Origin of the sequence: Streptomyces sp. NPDC006923, from assembly GCF_040635655.1 — a bacterium.
GTDB lineage: Bacteria > Actinomycetota > Actinomycetes > Streptomycetales > Streptomycetaceae > Streptomyces.
On sequence record NZ_JBEYIF010000016.1, the window covers coordinates 1 to 20,158 of the forward strand.

The following is a 20,158-nucleotide window of genomic DNA, read 5'->3' on the forward strand; positions in this document are numbered from 1 at the left end:
GACCTTGCCCCAGCCGAGCGGATTGCCCCGGCTGTCCTGCCACTCACCGCCGATCGCCGGGGCGGTCGGCTGACCGGCCCGGCCGCCGCGCGCTCGGCGGGGCCGGTGACGGTCCGTCAGCCGAAGGACTTCTTGGCGCTCCATCCTCCGCTGATGACCTCGGTGCCGGTTCCGGCCGAGGTCTTGGTACCGGCGTAGAACCTGACGGTGCCCGTGCCGGTCAGCGCCCAGATGTCGGGGATTCCGTCAGCGTTCACATCAGGTGTGCCGGTCAGCAGCGGGAAGTTGGCAGCGCTCCATCCCGTGCCGTACTCGGCGTCGGTGCCGTTCAGAGAGTTCGCGGCGCTGGCGAGCGATTCGAGGGTGGTGCCGCCGCCGGCGTCGGGCCTGCCGAGCCGGAGCAGCAGCCGGTCGCTGGCGAAGGTCCGATAGACAAGGTCCATTTCCCCGTCGCGGTTGACATCGCCGACGGTCACCAGATCACGCACGTCCCAGGAAGTGGAAGTGAGCTGTGTGGCGCTGGTGAAGGTGCCTCCCGTGTATCCCAGAAACGCCCACAGTGCGGTTCCCGAGGTCACGAACAAGTCGGGCCTCTTGTCGTTGTTCACGTCTCCTGCGGCAAGAATCTGGGTGAAACTCGACGGGTCCGGGGCGTTGTCCGGCAGAAGGAGTTCCGTGCGCTGGGAGATGTCCACGCTTCCGTAGCCGTCACCTCGGTAGGCATACAGTTTTCCGTCAGGCATCCGGGCGACGAGATCCTGGACCCCGTCGCCCGGCAGGAAGTCGCCGTTGTGGGTGATGAGGGCGGGATCGCCGTCGGCGTTCATCCAGTAGCCGGGATGGTCGGGCTGTTCGTCGCCGTCGGTGTCGGCCGTCAGGTTGATTCCCTTGTCATGCGCGGCCGGCAGGGACACGTGGATGTCGCCCGCGGCGCGATTGCCGGGATAGAGGCGCAGATTCCCGCCCTCGTCGACGACGAAGAGGTCCGCCTGGGCGTCTCCGGTGACATCGCCCGCGGTGTCGGCGGTGTCCCTGGGTGTCACGTAGAAGACGTACTTGGTCGCGGCGGACGGGTTGCCGCCGGCGTCGACGGACCGGGCGTACAGGACGTTGGGACCCGCGACGGGCGGCTGGAGTGAGCGAGTCACATCGGCCCCGGCGGTCACCGGGGCGCTGGCGCCGTAGGTACCTCCGTTGAAGGAGTATTCGATCTTGGTGACGTCCTTGGCGCCCTCGGGGCTGAAGGTGAAGGAACCCGCGGTGCCGAACTTGATGGCGGACCACTTGCCGCCGCTCCCGTCGTCCTCGGGGAAGCCGGCCGAGGTGACCACCGGAGAATTGGGCGCGGCGCTGTCGTAGACGAAGCGGCAGGCGGTGGCTCCGGGCGGGGCATAGGTGGAAGCGGCGCCGGTGGAGTCCAGTGAACGCACCTGCCAGACATAGGTCTTGCCGTTGGCGAACTTGGTGCTGTCCACCGTCACACTCGCGTGCCCGGAGGAGTCCACGGACCTGTTGGAGTCGAGGATCTTGGTGCTGGAGCCGTCCAGCCAGACCTCGAAGTCCAGGTATTTCAGGTCGCCGTCGGGATCGGAACCGGTGGCGGCGAAGGTGAGACTCGACTTGCCGACGGACTGGTAGGGAGACGCGGTGTCGCAGTCCGGTCCCGGTGTCATCGTGTACTTGACCGGCTCCTTCGGCTTGCGGTTGTACGTCGCCTTCAGATAAGGCGCACCCGAGCCGTCGGCCTGGAACTTCTTCCACGCCTTGGCGGACTCCTCGTCGGCCGCGCGCAGACCCACCGTGATGTTCGGCCAGGCGCCGTCGGCAGCCTGCTGGGCCACTGATGTCGCGGTGAACTTCACATAGTTGTCCGGACATCCACTGTTGTAGCCGTGGGCGACGTCCTGGGAGTCGATCGGCGTCCGCCAGGCCGGCTGATTGTTCCAGGTGGTCTTGGAAGTGACGCTGCCGGTGAGCCAGAGCTCCACCGTGCGGCCCTCGCACGACCAGGCGTAGGTCTCCTTGGCGTAGAAGGACGCGGAGGAGACGTGCGCGCCTTTGAGCGCCGGGTTCCAGTCGAGTTGGAAGAACGAACGTGACAGACCGCCGGTTGTGGACTCGTAACCGACGCGCGCGGTGTCGGTGCCGTCGTTGAAGTTGGTGCCGTTCCAGAAACTGGACGAAGGGAACGTCCTGTAGGCGGTGGTCCAGTTGTCCGTACCGGCGGTGAAGGACGGGTCGATGAAGACCGGGAAGACCGTCGACGAGGCTTTGAGGAGCCTGGTGTCAGGAACGATGGCGAGCGTGCCGTCCTTCAGGTCGGCCTCGGCGATGGCGTCGTGGGTGCCGGGCTGCGGCCCGGCGAGGCCGGGCCGCGAGAGGGTCGCCGGAGCGTCGCCACTGCCCTCCCGGGAGAACAGGACTCGGTGCGCGAGGGACGGGGCGCCGGTGTCCGGTGCGTCGGTCTCCGGTGTGGGGCCCGGTGTCGGTGCCGCGGTGTCGTCGGACTCGGAAGGACCGCTGCCGGTCGGCGCTTCACCAGGCTCCTCGGAGAAGTCCGGTGCCGGTTCCTCGGCGGGCGGCGCGGGCTCCGGGTCGTCGCCCTGCGTCACGGCGGGCTTGCCGGCGGAGTCCCACATGTATGGACTCGGCGAGACAGCCGCCTCGTTCCCCAGAGAGTCCTTGGCGGTGACGGCCTGGCTGACGGGATCGAGGAAGAATGTGAGGTCGGGTGAGGTCAGCCCATAGGAGAGCTGGGCCAGCGCCGGGTCGGCCGCCGCCTGTGCGTCCTTCACGACCAGCAGGTGGGAGAAGCCTGAATCCCGGGCCGTCAGCAGGAGATCGACGCCGGGCAACACCTCTTCGTAGAGCGCGCGCGGGCCCGCGATGACCGGCTCCGGCAGTGTGCCCGGCCATGTCACAGTGAGTTCATGGCCGCCGGTGGAGAGAGTGACCAGCGGAGTCGTCGGTGCGGAGGCATCGCCGAAGGCGGCGCGGCGAGTTGTACGCGAGGACCGGTGAGCGCTTCCCCCGGAGAAGACGGCCGGGTGGTTCACGGCGGCGGCTGCCCAGCCACCACCCTTCACCGGTTTGAGGGTGGTGTCTATGTCCTTCCAGACACCGTGGACCTTCGCGCGGACCGGCAGGCTGTGCGCGGTCAGTTCGAAGGAACCGTCGGGGCGAGCGAAGGTGGTGTCGGTCGCCGTACGCAGCGCGGTGACTTCGACAGGCTTCCCGCTGTGGCGCGCCTTCTCCTGGGCGCCGTCCTCGTCGAGGACCCTCGGCGACCGAGCTGTAGGCGGCTTGGCTGAGGCCGGTTTCTCGGAGGAACCGACAACGGTGGTCAGCGTGGCGCCCAGAGCCAGCGCCGCCACTGTGGCGGTCACCGCGGTGGCGGTACGTCCTGGCCTTCGGCGGCCTCGCCAACGTCCCACTTCTTACCCCTCCCCAATTCGCCGGCGTATGCCGGTGTCAAGTCCCACCTTGCAAAGAATTCGTAGAGATTTTTTTGCTGCTATGAGCGCGTGCGGCGTGAGATGTGGGCGCGGCCCAGATCATGGTCCATTGCGTTTCCCGAGCCAAGCGCCATACGGGCGCGAGGTGCCGGCCCGGTTTTTCTGAGCAGGGCTCGTCGACGTGCTGAACGGTGCCATCTTCCCTGGTCAGCCGTGTGATCAAAAAGGGCGTAACGCGCCAAAGGGTGCCGTTGGCGGTGCCTCTCGGGGGCTCTTGATCCGCTTTTCCGTTCTGTGTCACCAATGGGTTCCAGTATCCGCTTGGGGAGATCATTTTCATGTGTGTGATGGTCGCTGCCCATTGCGCACCTTTTCATTTCCTTTACGTCGTGATCAAGATCTCATCACGGAATCTTCATTTGACGTTCAGGTCCTTCACGTTCAAGGATTCGCTCGATCTTGCTGTCTGTGGAGCGTGGGCGCATCGTGCGTTGCCGCTGGTGGGCTGGGGGGCTTTGGCGTGATTTCTTCGCTGTCGTGGTGTGGCAGGGGCTCATTGCTCCGGACGTCTGCCGCGCGCCTACGTGCCCGGCGGACGCGACTCGCTCTGGGCACGGCCACCGCTGCCGCACTGCTGGTCGGCCTGCTGCCCGCGCAGGCTGTCGCCGCTCCACCACCGGCTCCCAGGGCCGATGTCGGCCTGATCGACCTCCAGACAGAGAAGATCGCGGAGGACGCGGACGCGGGTGACCTCTCCGAACTGACCGGGGAAGCGTCCGTACCGGTGACGGAGTACGAGCCCGCCAACACGGCCGCTCCCGAAGGTGGCCCGGGAGCCGCGGCCCTGAGCGATCCGGCGGCCGGAGTCCTGGTTCGTGCCGGCGATCTGCCTGTGCTGATCGGACCGCCGGAGGACGCCACGGCCGCTGAGGCCGATGCCCTCCAGGGCGACTGGCAGGTGGAACTGGCCTCCCCGGAGCAGACGTCCGAGGCGGAGGTCGACGGCATGCTGCTCAGTGTCGTCCCACCTGCCGGTGCGTCCGGTGATGTGGAAGTGGCCCTGGACTATTCCGAGTTCAAGCAGCTCTACAGCGCGGACTGGGCCGACCGGCTGCGGTTCGAGCAGTTTCCCGAGTGTTTCCTGACCGCGCCGGATGACGAGGCGTGCAACGGCTCCGTACCGCTGTCGACCGACAATGACGACCCGAGCGGCCGGCTGACGGCCACCTTCGACGTCTCGGGCCTGGCCGCGGTGAACGCCGCGGCCCGTAAGGCTTCCGCCTCGTCGGGAGGCTCATTCCGCGACGCGGTCTACCGTCCCTCGGGTGGCGCGGGCCCGCTGCGGGCTTTGCTTCCCGCGGCCGCCGGAGGCGCCGTCGGCGTCCTCGCGGCGGTCGACTCGGGTTCCGGCGCCAAGGGTGACTACTCCGCGACCCCGCTGGTCAGCGCCGGAAGCTGGACGGCGGGCAGCAGCGCGGGCGGCTTCAACTACACCTACAAGGTCACCGTTCCGCCGGTGCCCGCAGGACCCGTCCCCGATGTCACCTTCCGCTACAACTCGCAGATCGTGGACGGCCGCACGTCGGCCACCAACAACCAGGCCTCCTGGCTCGGTGACGGCTGGGAGTACAACCCCGGTTCCATCGAACGCACCTATCGTGGCTGCGCCGACGACACGGACGGCGGAGCGAACAACGCCTCACACAAGACTTCCGACATGTGCTGGGGCAGCTACAACGCCGTTCTCAGTCTCGGCGGCTCCACGACGGAACTGGTCAAGGACGACAAGACCGGCCAGTGGGACACCGCCTCGGGGGACGGTTCGAAGGTCGAGCTGATCAAGGACACTGTCCGGGCCAACGGCGACGAGGACGGGGAGTACTGGGTCGTCACCACTCGGGAGGGCACCCGTTATTACTTCGGCCTCAACAGGCTGCCCGGCTGGAGCAGTGGCGATCCCACCACGGGCTCGGTACTCACCGTGCCCGTCGCCGGGAACCAGACGGACGAGCCGTGCCACGCCGCGACCTTCGCGGCCTCTTTCTGCGACCAGGCGTGGCGCTGGAGCCTGGACTACGTCGAGGACGTTCACGGCAACGCGATGTCACTGTGGTGGAAGCAGGAGTCCAACCACTACGCCAAGAACGCGAAGTACACCAGTCCCGCCGACTACCAGCGCGGCGGGTACCTCACACGCATTGACTACGGCCAGCGCGCCGGCACCCTCTTCGACGCCGCTCCGGTGGCCCGGGTCAACTTCACCACAGCGGAGCGGTGCTTCGCCGAGGGCGATCTGAAGTGCACCGACGAGGCGTTCGCCTCACGGGACTACGGCCAGTACCGCATCTGGTACGACACTCCGGCACATCTGTACTGCTCCGGCGAGAGTGGCAAGCGCTGTCCCGTGGGGTCTCCCACCTTCTGGACCCGGAAGCTGCTCTCCTCCGTCACCACCGAGTCGCAGCGCACCAAGGGATCGACCGCTCTGTCCAAGGTCGACAGCTGGAATCTGGAACAGTCACTGCCGAGGACCCTCACCGACGGCTCGCCGCCGCTGTGGCTGGAGTCGATCACCAAGACCGGCTACGGGCCCGACGAGGACGCGCCGGACGGGGACTCGCTGCACCTCAACGCCGTTGAGTTCTCCCACAACAACGAGGCCATGCCCAACCGCGTGGTCGAGGGCGCGTCCGACCCCCGGCCGGCCTTCGACCGGCTGCGCATCCGCCGTGTCGTCAGCGAGTACGGAGGCGAGACCGACGTCACCTACTCGACGCCGACCGGAGCCTGCGCCACCGGCAGCGGGCATCCCGCTCCCGAGAGCAACACCAGCCTCTGCTATCCGGTCTACTGGAGCCCGGACCCGGACGAGGAGACGACTGACTGGTTCAACAAATACGTCGTCGACAAGATCGAGGAGAAGCCGCGCATCGACGGCGTTCCCGACGTCCTGACCCAGTACCAGTACGTGGGCGGCGCCGCCTGGGCCAAGAACGACACGGAGTTCTCCAAGAAGAAGACCCGCGGCTACGACCAGTGGCGTGGTTACGGAGAGGTGGACGTCCTCACCGGCACGACGGACCCGGTCGCGGGAACGGTCCAGGGCAAGTCGGCCACCCGCTACTTCCGCGGCATGGACGGCGACCCGTTGCCCGGCGGAAGCCGGTCCGTCGAGGTCAAGGACTCCACCGGAGCGAAGATCGCCGATGACCATCCCGCGCTCCAGGGGACGGCCGCGGAGACCATCACCTACACCCGGGCCACGGACGGCCAGGTCGCGTCCCGAACGGTCAGCTATCCGTCCGCACACCTGCTCGCCACCAGGGCACGTGAGGGAGATCTGCCGCCGCTGAAGGCGTACAGGACGCAGGTCGACAGGACCAGCACGACCACCCCGGTCAGCGGCACGGGTGACGACAACCGCGCTTTCCGGACGGTGGACGTCCGCACTGAGTACGACTCCGACGGTCTGCCCACACAGATCGAGTCCCTCGGTGACACCGGCGCAGCCGGTGACGAGTCCTGCACCCGTAACGAGTACGCGAACAACACCTCCGCTTACCTCATCGGCGTCGTCAAGCAGGTCCGCACCACGGCCGGCACGTGCGACGCGGCGGCGACGGCCGACGTGGTGACGGCCACGCGCAGCTATTACGACGGCGGCGGCTACGGGGCGACGCCCACCAAGGGACTGGCGACCGAGGAGTACGCGGTCGACGACACGGGCAAGAACTGGATCCGCACGGCGAAAACCGGCTACGACACCTACGGTCGTGTCAGATCGGTCGAGGACGCGGCCGGCAACACGGCCTCCACCGACTTCTCGCCGTCCACTGGCCAGGTCTTCTCAACCACCGCGACCAACGCTCTCGGCAGCTCTTCGACCACGGCTGTCGAACCGGGGCGAGGTACCGCGCTGACCGTCACCGACGTCAACGGCAGGGTCACGACGTACGCGTACGACGCCCTCGGACGCAACACGGCGATGTGGACCCCGCCACAAGATCCGTCGCACGACGATCCGATGACGAAGATCGCCTACCGCACCACCTTCGGCAAGCCCACCGCGGTGACCACTTCCGGCCTCCGTGACAACGGCACCTACGCGGACAGTGTGGCTCTCTATGACGGGCTCGGCCGCGAACGGCAGTCCCAGACCGAGGCCGTCGGCGCCGGCCGGCTGATCACCGACACCCTCTACAACGCCAACGGCACGGTCTCCCGGACCAACAACGGCTACCTCGCCGACGGGGAGCCGCAGACGGAGATCTTCGAGAAGAAGAGCGACTTCGCGGTTCCCAACGCCACAGTCACCGTGTATGACGGACTGTCACGCCCGCTGGCCATCACGCCCTACTACGCCGGTGCCCCGCAGGCCGACAAAACCACGACCTACACCTATGGGTGGGACTACACCACAACCGTCCCGCCGCGCGGGGCCGCCGCAGTGCGCAGCTTCACCGACGCCCTGGGCAGATCGGTCCGCCTCGATTACTTCACTGATCCCGGACGTACGGCGTTCACCTCCACGAAGTACCGCTACGACACCCGGGGCAACCGGATCGGCGCAGACGACACCAAGGGCAACTCCTGGGCCTGGACCTATGACGCGCGCGGCCGGCTGACCAGTACGACGGACCCGGACACCGGTACCTCATCCATCACCTACAACAATCTCGACCAGCAGGTCACCACAACCGACGCCCGGGGCGTCACCGTCTGGACCGGATACGACAAACTCGGCCGCACCACCGGCCAGCGTCTGAACAACGCAACCGGCACCGTGCTGACATCGTTCGCGTACGACAACGTCATCGGCGCGGTGGGGCAACCGTCCTCGTCCACCCGCTACACCGACGGAGTGGCCTATACCACCACCGTCACTGGTTACGACGCCGAATACCGGCCCACCGGCAAAAAGATCACCATCCCGGATCTGGCCGCGACCAAGGGCATCTCCGGCACGTACGACTACTCCTACGCGTACACGCCCACGGGCAAACCGAAGTCGGTCACCGTACCCGCGGCGGGTGGTCTGCCGGCTGAGAAAGTCGTCACCCGTTACAACGCGGACGGGCTGCCCACCTCCAACTCAGGTCTTGACTGGTACACCGCCGAGACCACGTACAGCCCTTACGGCGAGGTCCTGCGGGCGGTCACCGGTGAACAGCCTTACCGCGTGTGGACAACCAATGTCTTCGACGAGAGCAGCGGCCGTCTGGCCCGCTCGCTGACCGACCGTGAGACGGCCAGTGCGCACCGGGTCAACGACCGCTCCTATGCCTACGACTCCGCCGGAAACATCACCGGCATGGCTGACGCCGTCCCGGCCTCGGACGCCACAGGCGCCCCGATCAGCACGGACCGGCAGTGCTTCACCTACGACACGCTCGGCCAACTGACTCAGGCATGGACATCGGCGTCCACTACCTGTGCGACGAAGACCGACGGCACACCGGACGCGGTGACGGCAGGCGACGCGGCCGACGGTTACCGCCAGACCTACCGGTACGACTCGATCGGCAACCGCACCGAGTTGGTCGAGCACTCCGTGGTACTCCAGGGCGGTACCACCGTCCAGGACCCGTCCAAGGACGTGACCACCACCTACACCTACGGCATCGATCCAACCGGCTCAGGCCGGACCGTGCAGCCGCACACGCTCACCGGCATAGCGAGCGACAGCCAGGCGATCGACACCGACGCCGACCTGCGCTACGACTCGGCGGGCAACACCACCACCAGGACCTACGGCGGCGACACCCAGACGCTGTCGTGGACCTGGGACGGCAAGGTCGAGAAGGTCTCCGGCTTCGGCCAGGACGGCGCGGGCCAGGTGACAGGCCCCGCAGGCAAGTGTCTCGACCTCGCTGGAGCCTCCACGACGGCAGGCAATCCGGTGCAGCTCTACGCGTGCAACGGCACCAAGGCGCAGAGGTTCCAGTTGGACCCCGCCACCACGACCGATCAGACGACCGGGGCTCTGAAAATCCTCGGTAGCTGTGTGATGCCGTCGGCCGGCGCGTCCGCGGATGGCACGGCTATCACGGTCGGGGCGTGCACGGGCGTGGCCAACCAGAAGTGGACCGAGACACCGACGGGCACTTTGAAGCACGTCGCCTCCGGTAAGTGTCTGACGCTTCCAGGTGGCAACACCGCCGACTCGACGGATCTCCAGCTCGCTGTGTGCACCACGGGCGGCTCCGACCAGAAGTGGGCGTTCGCCGACGAGACGTCATATGTGTACGACGCGGCAGGCAACCGTCTGATCGCTTCTACGGCGGGCTCCCGCACGCTCTACCTGGACGAGACCGAGCTGAGCGCCGACGCCAACGGGGCCGTCGCGTACTGCCAGCGCTACTACGGCCTCGCCGGCGCTCCCGCCGTGCTGCGTCATTCCAGCCGGGGTTCGGCGGCCACCACTCTGGTCGCGATGGTCACGGACCAGCACGGCACCGCTGTCGCCAGTGTCAATCTCGCCGCAGGACAGACTGTCCAGCGGCAGAAGACCGACCCGTTCGGCGTCGAACGCGGCAGTGGCTCCGGAACGTGGCTCTCGCACCGTGGCTATGTCGGAGGCGGGGACGACAACGGGAGCGATCTGACCCATCTTGGTGCCCGCGAATACGACGCCTCCACGGGCCGGTTCATTTCGGCCGACCCGGTACTCGACATCGGTGATCCGCTGAGCCTCAACGGCTACGCGTATGCCAAAAACAATCCGGTCACACTGAGTGACCCGACCGGCCGCACCATCTGCGACGTCAATCCCGAGCTCTGCAATCATCCGACATCGTCCGGATCTTCCAGTGGGGACAGTGGGGAAAGTGATGGCGATGCGGGCAACGGCAGCAGCAGCGCCGCGCAGACAATTACCATCACCGTCACAAAGACGATCACGGTCACCAAGCCTCCGCCGGACTGCAACTGGTTGTGCAAGGCAAAGGGCTTTCTGGTAAAACACCGGGAAGTTGTCAGCTTCACCACCGAGATCATTGTCGGCGCCACCTGCGTCGGCGCCGCCACTGCCACCGGCGTGGCCACGGGTGGAGCGGGTTTCGCCCTTGCGGCGGGCTGCGGCGCAGTCGCCGGAGCGGCGGGCGCGGCCGTCAATAACGGACTGGACCCCAACGCCGATCACAGTGCGCTCGGCACCTTGCAGGCCTCGGCCGAGGGAGCTGTTGTCGGCGCGGCGGAAGGCGTCATCGGCGTGGGCGTCGGTCACCTCGCGGCCAAGGGTGCCGAAAAGGTCGCCGGCAAACTCCTCGGCAACAAGGCCGCGAAGACGATGCGTTCCGAAGGCGATGGCGGTGGCGGCGGTGGTGGCGGCGGTTCCTGTCCCATCAAGCACAGTTTCCTGCCCGGCACCGGAGTTCTTCTGGCCGATGGGACGCACAAGGCCATCGAAGACGTGACCACTGGCGACACTGTCCTCGCCACGGATCCGGACACCGGAAAGACGACCAAGAAGAAGGTCGTCGCCACCATTACGACAGAGGACGACAAGGACTTCACCGAGCTCACCATTGCCGTTGGGGACAGCAATGCCTCAATCGTGGCGACGGACACCCATCCTTTCTGGGTTCCGGAACTGAAGGACTGGATCGACGCCGGCGACCTTCACCCGGGCCAGTGGCTTCGTACCGGCACCGGTACACATGTCCAGATCACCGCGGTCGAGCACTTCACCAAGCTCCAGCGGACGCACGACCTGACCGTCGAAGGCATCCACACGTACTATGTGCTGGCGGGGCAGACGCCGGTCCTGGTTCATAACTCTGGCGGATGCCCGACGGTGGGCCTCGGGAGCCCGTCGCACCAGGCCATCGGTGATCCCAATGCTAGGGGCGGCGTCTATGCGTTGGTATCGGAGAACGGAACGGTGATGCGCACGGGTATGGCCACGAACCTGCAGTCTCGTCTCGCCACGCACCGACGGGACTATCCCGGTCTGACGGGCGTGGTCCTCTATAGGACGGATAATCGGGCTGCAAGGCGAGGCTTGGAGGAGATGGCTGAGAATTGGTACACGCCAATCTTGGCCAATCAACGGGCAATACGTCTCGACAATCCGCGACGCCAAGAATACTTGCAATCTGCGCGTGACTTTCTGGATCAATGGAGGTGAGTGGGCGACATGAGCGCTTCCGGTGTAGGCCCCTTCGAGAACGACTCTGCGATGGATCTCCTCGATGAGCTGCGAGAACTTCATGAGGGCGAGGTGATCGATGCGCTGCGTGAGGCGCTATCGGCCACGACTGACGTGGAGCCCGGGGGGTATCTGGATCGCGATCTGGGTGAGCCGGCGGTAGCTGCTTCGGCAGTTGCTTTGGCGAAGATCAAGGGAAGAATTGACGTCCTCGAAAAGGTAGAACTGGCGGATGTCATTCCCGAGATTCCATCGCCCTTCTTCTCGCTGGTTGTTTCAGCTCTTTCCAGGGTGCTGCAAGAGGATTCCGAGGCGTATGGCCTGTGGATCGATGCAGGCCGCGGAGATGAGTGGAAGGCAGAAGTGGAACGTCTCCTGAACGAAGCTGGCGAGGTTACTCAAGGCGCATCAAGCTGATGGCGTTCTAGGTTCTCCTGCCGCCTCCTATTGGGATAGTCGCGCAGAATACAGAAGCCCCACCGAAGAATTTCGGTGGGGCTTCCTGCGCGTTTGACGGCAACGCTGACGGCAACGTCAGCGGACGACGGCTGCGGTGGGTGGGTCGTCGGGGACATCGTCGGCCTGGCCGAGGGCGTTGCCAAGAGTGTCGATGGCCTGACGCTGGAGGCGGAGGCGGAGTCGGACGTGGGCGTAGACGCCGGCGGTGACGCCGATGTGGGCGTGGCCGAGGAGTTCCTTGATGACGACGAGGTCGATGCCCTGTTCCAGGAGCAGGGTCGCGGTCGAGTGTCGAAGGTCGTGGAAGCGGATGGTCCGGAGCTGCGCGCGGTGGAGGAGACGGCGGAAGCGGCGGGTGAGGTTGGTGGGATCGAGCGGTCTACCGGTGGGGGTGGTGAAGACGAGCCCGTTGTCTGTCCAGCCTGTTCCCGCTGCCCCGCGTTCTTCCTGCTGTAGTTCCTGGTGGGTCTTGAGGGAGTTGATGCATTCAGAGGGGAGGGCGATGCGGCGTTCGGAGGCGCGGGTCTTCGTGTGAAGGATCGTCAGGCCACCGGTGGGAGTGCGCTGGAGGGAACGGTGGATGCTGGCGGTGCCACTGTCGAGGTCGAGGTCTTCCCAGTGCAGCCCGAGGAGTTCGCCCTTGCGGAGTCCGGTGCGCAGGGCGAGTTCGTACAGCGCGTGGAGCCGATCGCCGTTGGCAGTATGGAGGAACTGCCGGGCCTCGCTCGCGGTGAAGGGCCTAAAGCGCCGAGGGCGGGGTGCGGGGGTCTTGATGTTCCGGGCGACGTTGCGGGGCAGGTCGTCTTCGCGGACGGCGTGTTCCAAGGCGGACTTGAGGACCGAGTGGACGTAGGTCACGGTCAGCGGGGAGAGCCGCTTGTCACAGCACTGGCCGATGGCGCAGCACTGCCGCCGGGCCGTATCCCGTTTCTGGGCGCAGCACTGGCAGGTGGTGCGGAGTCCGTCGAGGAAGGTGCGGACGTCGCGGGCGGTGAGGCGGGCGAGCTTCTTGGCCCCGAGGCCGGGGTTGAGATGGAGGCGGACGCAGGCGGCGTATCGGGTGTGGGTGTTCTCCCGTACCTGGTGTGCGGCGACGCCGTTCAGCCAGTACGTCAGGTACGTGCTGACGGTGCTGTCGGCCGCTGCGACAGGCAGGCCGAGATTGCTGGCGGCGATCTTCTCGGTGAGCTTGGCGAGGGCCTCCTTGCGGGTGGCGCCGTAGACACGGATGCGCCTTCGGGTGTTGCCGGGGGCCAGCACGTATCCGGCGGCTTCCCAACGGCCGTCCTTGCGCTGGTAGATGGTTCCGTCGCCGTTGGCGCGTGAACGGGTGCGGCGGGATGAGGCGGGGCGCGGTGTGGTCATCAGGCGGCGGCTTCCTGTTCGAGGCGGGCGTGGATGAAGTCGGTGAGCGCATGGGTGGGGATGCGGCGGGCGCGGCCGAGGGTGATCGAGGCGAGCTGGCCGGTGCGGAGCAGGTCGTAGACGGCGGAGCGGCCGAGCTGGAGGCGGGCCATCACCTGGGGCACCGTGAGCAGATCCAGGACAGGGGTCGCCTCCTTGCGGAGGACGGTGGGCGGGGGCGAGATCATCAGCAGCCCCCTTCCGCGATGAACTGCCGTTTCAGTTCCTTGCGGTGCCATACGCCGGCCGCGAGGAGCGCGGCGCCGGGGCTGTAGCCCGAGCCGAGGTAGTCCCAGTGACCGACGACGAGCGTGGTCGTCGTGTCGGACTCGGGCAGGCCGGCGTGGGCGCGGGCCTGTTCGGTGAGCCAGGCTCGGCGGGCGTCGCGCAGCGCGCCCAGGGTGGTGGAGTAGCTGCGGGACTTGGTTGAGAAGTGGCCCGGAAGCCGAGCATGTGCGCCCACTTCCAGAGCTTGAGGTGGGCGAACTCCGGCAGCCTGCCTAGTTTCCAGCAGGTGTGGATCATCTGCCGGACGTGCCGGGCGACGGCGAGCCGGGTCGGCGGCCGGGCCTGTCCGGTGCCGTCGTAGGCGGTGCACGGGAGTGGGGTGCCGTGGGGTAGGAGGGTGGCGCCGCGTCCCTGGCAGCGGCGGCAGTACAGGGCGCGGTCGAGGGCGCCGAAGGCGTCGGCGGATTTGGTGGCGTACTTCGCCACGTAGGTGGCCACGGCCTGGTCGGTGAATTCGGCGTCGGTGCCGAAGGCGGCGATCTCGCGTACGTCGAGCTGTTCGCCCCAGGCGAGTTCGCGTTCCCCGACAGCGTCCGATGCCACGGAGATGCGGGCGCGGGGTGCGGCGGCGCGGATGGCGTCGGTGAGCGCGGTGGCGGTGGCGTACGCGGGTGGCGGCTGGGCGCTGCCGTCGGGGCCGTCGAGCCGGATGACGGCGTGGAAGTGGACCAGGCCCCGCTTCTGGTATTCGGCGACCTTGGCGAAGGACATGCGCAGGACCGAGCGGGCGGCTTTCTGGGGCATGCCGAGCCGGGCGGCGAGTTCCCGGCGCAGGTAGGTGGTGAAGCGGGCCCACAAGGCTCCGGCGTGGGCATTGAAGAGGACTTCCCCTGCGTAGTCGTACGTCGCGGGGTTCAGCGGCGTGCCGAGCAGCGGGTCCGTGGGGTCGTGGAGCTTGCGGCAGCGGCAGGGCCGGATGTCGCCGCTGGGGGTGGTGGGGCGGTTGTGGACGGGGCCGAAGGAGGGGGCGGTGAGGGTGGCGAAGACGCGGGGGTGGGCGCGGACGGTGTCGGGGACGGTCTTGCCGCCGGTCAGGCTGGCGCGGATGAGGTGGTAGGTGTCGGCGGCGTAGAGGCGGGAGCAGGCCGGGCAGCGGGAGGCGCGGCGGTTCCCGCACGTGGTGAGCAGGCTGCCCGTGGGTTCGGCGGAGGAGGTGTAGGAGCGCAGTACCTCGCCCGTTGTGGTGTCGACGGTCGTGCTCTGGCTGGTCAGGCGGACGGGTTCGGTTCAGCCGCCGAGGTGCTCGATCTGCTGCTGTGCGCGGTCGAAGTCGGGGTGATTGACGAGGTGGATCAGGTCCCGCACGGCGGGGCTTGCCACGTGGCGCAGGTCCAGGGTGACCATTCGGGGCGTGTCCCTTCTGTTCGGGTGGGCAGCCCCGAGCAGCAACCAGCGGGTCAGGGAGGCGTGTTGGTGCTGCTCGGGGCATGACGAACTAGGCCCAGGGGCGGGCGTGGTTTCAGCGAGGGGGATTCGGCCGGCGAGGGCCGGGGCTCAGAGCTGAGCGAGCGCGGCGGTGGCGATTGGCAGGGCGACGCCCATGCGGGTCCCCAGCTGGGCGGCGGTGATGGGCTGGCCGTGCTCGGCGTGGTGGGTGTCCGCGATGCGCCGGGCGGCGTTGAGCAGGGCGGCGGGCAGGGCCGGGCGGGAGGCGGTCACGTTTGTTTTGGCGATGGCGACCGGGGCGGTGGCCTGGGACGGAGCGGGGTTGGGCTCTGGTGCTTCGATGGTCGGGGTGACCGGAGCTGGATCAGGGGCCGGGATGGGGTCGGTGACCGGTGCAGGGGTTGGGGATGGTGCGGCAGGGGTGAAGGCCCCAGCGGGTCTCAGCGGCGGGGATGCGGCCCTTCTTGACCAGGTCTTCGACCAGGCGCGCGTTGTCCGCCGTCAGCGCCGCCAGGCGCTTGGTCTCCGGGTCGGTGCCCTTGTAGTCCCGGAAGTAGGTGTGGGCCTCGTCGATGATCAGCACGGTCAGCGGCCAGACCTCCGAGGGACCGACGTGCCACATCTTCTTCACACCGAGCACGTCACGGATCGCCGAGGACCGGGTACGCCGCAGCGCGACCAGGCGCTTGAACAGGGCGTTCGCCTCGTCCAGATCGTCACCGACGAACGCAAACAGACGGGTCCGCAGGTCGGCGTAGTCACCCTCATGGGCGGCCGACACCTTCCCGTCGGCCCCCGCGAACTGCACCGCGCGCGACGGCGCGAGGTCACAGACGAGCCAGTTGATCAGCGAGGTCTTGCCCGCGCCGGGGACACCAGCCACGGTCACGCCGGGCACGTTGGCCAGCGACACGCACACGGGGGCGGCGTACTCGTCCACGCCCAGTTCCCACCGAGAGAGGTCGGCCGGTGGGCGGCCGGTGGGACGGTGCTCGGTCTGCGTGACCAGCGGATCCAGGCGGACGCCCCGGATCACCACCCGGCCGGGGCCGTCCGGCAGCACGGACACCCGCGTGCACCGCCACGAGTCGGCCAGGAACCGGGCCGCCCGCTGGAACTCCTCCAACCCGACCTTCGGCAGGCACTTGGCCCGCACGACCACACCGAACTGATCAGCCGTCACCTTGATCCTCGGAGTCAGCACACGCGGCGGGGATGTCGTGCCTTTCGGCGCGGCCATCTGCCCCAGCAGGCCGGGGGTCTTGTCAGTGACAGTCAGGCGCGCCATCCGCGCCAGGCGCATCCAGCCACAGCGCACCCGCACGGCCTGACGCGGGCCGCCGCGCGCCGGCGGCCGGTGCCCGCCGCCCGCTCCTGTCTACCGCCCCGCTGGCGACGCCCACCGTCCACTCGCCGCGCACCCCCGGCACCCACGGACCTGACCGGCAGAGAAGCGAAACCCCGACTCGGCCGAACCACCGTTCCGTACGCCTGGGCCCGTCGCTGCCTCAGGCCGTGACGGCATGGACAGCGTGTCTGGTGCCGGTGGGGGCTGAGGGCTGAGCGAGACATACGTGACAGGTGACCGTCCGGCGCACCCGCCGCCGTGGCTGACGGTCGGCGGCTGAGGCCCGACCACCTGCCATTGGGCGGGCCGAGGAGCCGAGGGCTTGCTACGGGAGCAGGGTGAAGGCGGGCACGTGGATGGGTCGGACGATGTTGAAAGTGGCGGCGGTCCAGCGTCGCGATGTTGACCGCGCGGAACTTCTCCGCCACGGCCACGACGAAGGCGTCCGCCGTCCCGAGGGGGAGATCTGCGTACCGTTCCACCAGGTCGGCGGCCCGCGCGGCTTCGGAGGAGGTGACTGGGACCAGGTCGTACACGCCGTCGGCCACATCGCGGAGGAAGTCGGCTTCGGCCTTCACTCCTGCCCTGCTGGAGAGCATGTAGCCGATCTCTGCCACGAGCGGGGACGGCAACAGCAGCGGTCCTGGGTGGTTCTCCAGTAGGCGCACACAAGCGGCGTGCTGATCATCCTTGCGGTTGGCCGCCGCGACGACGGGGCCAGTGTCGATCACGATCACGCGCTGCGCCGCTCCTGATCATCCCACGCCTCACGCACGATGTCCTTGGCGCGCGCTCCGAGGTCAGGGTCACCGTCGAAGGAAGCGGTCGTGCGGAAGCGCCGACGCGGGCGCTCACTACGCTCCACCTCGGCCCACACGCGCAGCAACTCTATGGCGTCCATCAGCCGGTCCTCCGGCAGAGCATCCAGCAGGCGGTGCGCTTCGTCGCGAACGGTCATACCAGCCAGTGTACGGTCCGCGAAGCCGCCCAGCCCGGGTCTTTCAGGCGCTTCGGCAGCCTCGGGAGAGATGGAATCGGCTGACGGCAGTAGCTGACGGCAACAACCACGCACAACCACGGACACACACGCACCTCCCCGGACGGGAAAATGTGACCTGACCTGCGAAAACGCAGGTAGAGGGGTTCGCGTAGCACACGTACTACGTGCTGGCGGGGGCCACGCCGATCTTGGTGCATAACTGCGATGGTGGAACTGCTCCGAATGGAGCTGCCTGCTCCTGCAATGGCTCGACGAACCCTTCAAATGCGGAGCTGGCCCAAGCCATCGCCACTCGTGGCCATCGCCACTCGTGCTCAAGCTCGATTGGGTGGCAGCGGGGCGGTCTCGGGAACCGCTAAGCATGCGTATGCCGATACTCTCCTTACTCGCTACCAGGGCATCTACGGGAATCGTGGTTTGATTACCGAACAAAGCTACTTGAGAGGATTGCCCATCCCAAGAGGCACGGCGGGAAGCGCACGGCCAGATGTCTTCGATCCGGCTGGGGGTATGGTGTTATGACTATAAGTTCGTCAAGAACCCCGGCCTGGGGATTGGGAAGTGGCAGGCGGATAAAAACGCCCTAAACGTCCCAGGTGTGATTCTGACGGTCGAGGTGAACCCCGTGAGCAAGGTAGATGCAGCGACAGTCAAGCGGGTTACAAAGGACTGGGCAAGTGTGTACTCAGAGTTCGATGTATGGCGGCCTCTGAGACTGCTCAGGCGCATCGGCCCGGTGCTCCAAGGCGTCACGCTCGACCGATCTACCTCGGGTGATGCGTACTTCCCGACCGTGCACATCCATGCGCTGACCCGAGAGTTCCCCGTCATCTCCCTGGCTCTTGGTCAGCGTCTCGTCACGAGTTCTGGGGTGCAGGAGGCTGTCAAATTCTCTCGTCATGTGGAGGATTACCCCGACGCTTCTAGGCGTCTGGCCGAGCAGGCTGGCCTGAGCCTAGATGTAAGGCCGACGCTCAAGGACATTGTCCGGGAGCTTCGCGCCTTTTCTATCTCTCGGCAGGCCCAAGGTAACCCACCTGCAGTGAATGAAGTTGAGGACAGCGTCCTGATCCCTGCTGCAAATGGATCTGTTGGTATTGCCGAGGAGGGCTTGCAGCTAGCCCGGGACCTTCTGGATAGTTGGCCCAAAGTGCGACTTCCGCTGAATTGGACTTCGGGGGAGGAATGGTTTGATGGGCTAGTTGCAAAGGCGGGGAATGTTGATTCTCTTTGTGAGACCGTAGATAGCCAGATCGCCTTTCACAAGCTTGCAGAGGTTCGAGATGATTAGCCGGTAGGGATATGAAGTTGGTCCCACCGGATTTTATTCCGGTGGGACCTCTTGGGTGTCTGACGGCAGTAGTTGACGGCAACGTCAGCGGACGGGTGCGGCACAGAGGGGTGATTCGTCGCCGTCGTCGGGCCTGCCTGTGGTCTCGGGGGAGTTGCGGAGGGCGTTGCCAAGAAGGTCGGTGGGGTCGCGCTGGAGGCGGAGTTGCGAGCGGGTGTCGTCGGCCGTGGAGGTGGATGCGGCGGGCTCCGGCGCTCTCGATGAGGCGTCGGAGGCAGGTGATACAAAGAGTTCTTTTGCGTGTTCCATGCCTGTGAGAGAAGAAGGTCGAAGTGTCAGTCACCACCGGTGTGATTTCTGAAAGATCGAGTCGCTTCCTGGAGGAAGGCGAAACGGTCAGGCGCGTCTATCTGGCGCAGGGCGGTATCAAGCCCTGGGCCCAGGTCGGGTTCTTCGTCGCCGGGCTGGTGCTCGTACGCGTGGTGGCCATGGCCGCCGGAGCGGATGGCAATCTCGGGCTCTTCGGCGGCGTCCTCGGCGGTGTGCTGGGCGCGGCCGTGGCCGCCGCGCTGACGACCCGTCGCGTTGTCGCCGTCACCGACCGGGCCGTTCTGCTCCTGTCGTACGGCCGCTTCGGCGCCGTGAAGCCGAACTCGGTGGTCGCCAGGCTCCCCAAGGGGACGCGGATCGGGGAGCTTTCAGGCACATGGGCCAAGACCGAGATCGCCGGAGAGAAGCTGTGGATCCACAAGAAGTGGCACGGTGACGCCGCCGCCTTCGAGCCGCGCATCGGCTGAGCTTCCGACACGTGAGCGCCCGGCACCCGGGCCGGCCGACGCGTTCGCGCGGCTGCCCGGAGTGCGGTACGGGACAGCCCTGAGCCCGGGCCGGGCGGCGGCCGGGGCGGTCGCTGACGGTTCGTCAGTGGCCGCGCCCGCGCCGGGGCCCCTACAGCCGTTCCGCCACCCGGAACCTCTCCACGACGACCAACGTCCCGTCGTGGACCGTGAACTCCGGGTCGCCCAGCGCCTCGCGCATCTCCTCGCTGTGCCAGAACCTCTCGTGCGCCGCGCGCCAGTCCGCCACCGTGGTGTGGCCCTCGCCTTCGTCCAGCGCGTGCCGGAGGTCCACCTCGCCCAGCGGCAGCACCCGTACCTCCGTGAGTTCGATGACCGCGACCTCGCGCCCGGCCGAGTCGATCAGTGCCAACCGCTCACCGACCGGGGGCAGTTCCTCCCGCTCCGCCTCGTACTCCGCGAGCAGTCCGGTCGTCGAGACCTTCTTCCCGGCGAGGACGGCGGCGACCAGTCCGTCCCGGAGCGGGCCGGGAAAGGCGAGCAGGAACGGCGGCAGCGGTTCGCGGTTCTCCATGGGGCCA

Annotated in this window: 12 protein-coding genes and 1 pseudogene; 4 read left to right on the forward strand and 9 right to left on the reverse strand. The window is 67.2% G+C overall.

The features are described from left to right. Positions 1-116: 116 nt before the first annotated feature. A complete protein-coding gene (locus tag ABZ707_RS26495; protein ID WP_360179611.1) occupies positions 117-3,386 on the reverse strand; it encodes an FG-GAP-like repeat-containing protein in 3,270 nt (1,089 codons plus the stop codon). A 625-nt stretch (positions 3,387-4,011) separates the two neighbouring features. On the opposite strand from ABZ707_RS26495, the gene ABZ707_RS26500 reads away from it, so the two are divergent. Beyond that, entirely contained in the window at positions 4,012-11,583 is a 7,572-nt protein-coding gene (locus ABZ707_RS26500) for a ricin-type beta-trefoil lectin domain protein (RefSeq protein WP_360179613.1), read from the forward strand. A gap of 9 nt (positions 11,584-11,592) precedes the next feature. Further along, positions 11,593-12,021: a DUF4259 domain-containing protein gene (locus ABZ707_RS26505; protein WP_360179615.1), complete on the forward strand. Its 429-nt coding sequence runs from the start codon at positions 11,593-11,595 to the stop codon at positions 12,019-12,021. Positions 12,022-12,138: 117 nt separating this feature from the next. Here ABZ707_RS26505 and ABZ707_RS26510 read toward each other — a convergent pair whose 3' ends face one another. The 7 genes and pseudogenes from ABZ707_RS26510 to ABZ707_RS26540 form a co-directional block, all read right to left on the reverse strand. Further along, entirely contained in the window at positions 12,139-13,428 is a 1,290-nt protein-coding gene (locus ABZ707_RS26510) for a tyrosine-type recombinase/integrase (protein ID WP_360179617.1), read from the reverse strand. Beyond that, the gene (locus ABZ707_RS26515) at positions 13,428-13,655 is read right to left on the reverse strand and encodes a helix-turn-helix domain-containing protein (RefSeq protein WP_360179619.1); all 228 of its coding nucleotides are present in this window, start codon (positions 13,653-13,655) and stop codon (positions 13,428-13,430) included. The genes ABZ707_RS26510 and ABZ707_RS26515 overlap by 1 nt, the downstream gene beginning before the upstream one ends. Then, a pseudogene (locus ABZ707_RS26520) lies at positions 13,655-15,099 on the reverse strand (replication initiator). Before ABZ707_RS26520 ends, ABZ707_RS26515 begins: the two are co-directional and overlap by 1 nt. Positions 15,100-15,249: 150 nt before the next feature. After that, positions 15,250-15,414, reverse strand: coding sequence for a hypothetical protein (locus ABZ707_RS26525; RefSeq protein WP_360179621.1), 165 nt, complete (start codon positions 15,412-15,414; stop codon positions 15,250-15,252). A 91-nt stretch (positions 15,415-15,505) separates the two neighbouring features. Then, positions 15,506-16,429, reverse strand: a complete 924-nt coding sequence (locus ABZ707_RS26530) for an AAA family ATPase (protein ID WP_360179623.1) — start codon at positions 16,427-16,429, stop codon at positions 15,506-15,508. Beyond that, complete coding sequence (locus ABZ707_RS26535) at positions 16,417-17,226, reverse strand: PIN domain-containing protein (protein WP_360179625.1); 810 nt, start codon at positions 17,224-17,226, stop codon at positions 16,417-16,419. Before ABZ707_RS26535 ends, ABZ707_RS26530 begins: the two co-directional genes overlap by 13 nt. After that, positions 17,223-17,447 carry a hypothetical protein gene (locus ABZ707_RS26540; RefSeq protein WP_360179627.1) on the reverse strand — a complete coding sequence of 75 codons (225 nt, stop codon included), beginning with the start codon at positions 17,445-17,447 and terminating at the stop codon, positions 17,223-17,225. Before ABZ707_RS26540 ends, ABZ707_RS26535 begins: the two co-directional genes overlap by 4 nt. Positions 17,448-17,976: 529 nt before the next feature. Between ABZ707_RS26540 and ABZ707_RS26545 the strand changes: the two genes are divergently transcribed. Together ABZ707_RS26545 and ABZ707_RS26550 are read left to right on the forward strand one after the other, a co-directional pair. Next, entirely contained in the window at positions 17,977-18,780 is an 804-nt protein-coding gene (locus tag ABZ707_RS26545; protein WP_360179629.1) for a hypothetical protein, read from the forward strand. Positions 18,781-19,112: 332 nt separating this feature from the next. Then, positions 19,113-19,577 carry a hypothetical protein gene (locus ABZ707_RS26550; protein ID WP_360179631.1) on the forward strand — a complete coding sequence of 155 codons (465 nt, stop codon included), beginning with the start codon at positions 19,113-19,115 and terminating at the stop codon, positions 19,575-19,577. A gap of 151 nt (positions 19,578-19,728) precedes the next feature. Here the strand turns inward: ABZ707_RS26550 and ABZ707_RS26555 are convergent, their stop codons facing one another. Further along, on the reverse strand, positions 19,729-20,151 hold the full coding sequence (locus ABZ707_RS26555) for an ASCH domain-containing protein (RefSeq protein ID WP_360179633.1): 423 nt from the start codon (positions 20,149-20,151) through the stop codon (positions 19,729-19,731). Positions 20,152-20,158: the final 7 nt, after the last annotated feature.

Coding starts and splice junctions, on each gene's coding strand:
- ABZ707_RS26505 (WP_360179615.1), top strand. CDS start 11,593: ATGAGCGCTTCCGGTGTAGGCCCCTTCGAGAACGACTCTGCGATGGAT.
- ABZ707_RS26510 (WP_360179617.1), bottom strand. CDS start 13,428: ATGACCACACCGCGCCCCGCCTCATCCCGCCGCACCCGTTCACGCGCC.
- ABZ707_RS26515 (WP_360179619.1), bottom strand. CDS start 13,655: ATGATCTCGCCCCCGCCCACCGTCCTCCGCAAGGAGGCGACCCCTGTC.
- ABZ707_RS26530 (WP_360179623.1), bottom strand. CDS start 16,429: ATGGCGCGCCTGACTGTCACTGACAAGACCCCCGGCCTGCTGGGGCAG.
- ABZ707_RS26540 (WP_360179627.1), bottom strand. CDS start 17,447: ATGACCGTTCGCGACGAAGCGCACCGCCTGCTGGATGCTCTGCCGGAG.
- ABZ707_RS26545 (WP_360179629.1), top strand. CDS start 17,977: ATGTCTTCGATCCGGCTGGGGGTATGGTGTTATGACTATAAGTTCGTC.
- ABZ707_RS26555 (WP_360179633.1), bottom strand. CDS start 20,151: ATGGAGAACCGCGAACCGCTGCCGCCGTTCCTGCTCGCCTTTCCCGGC.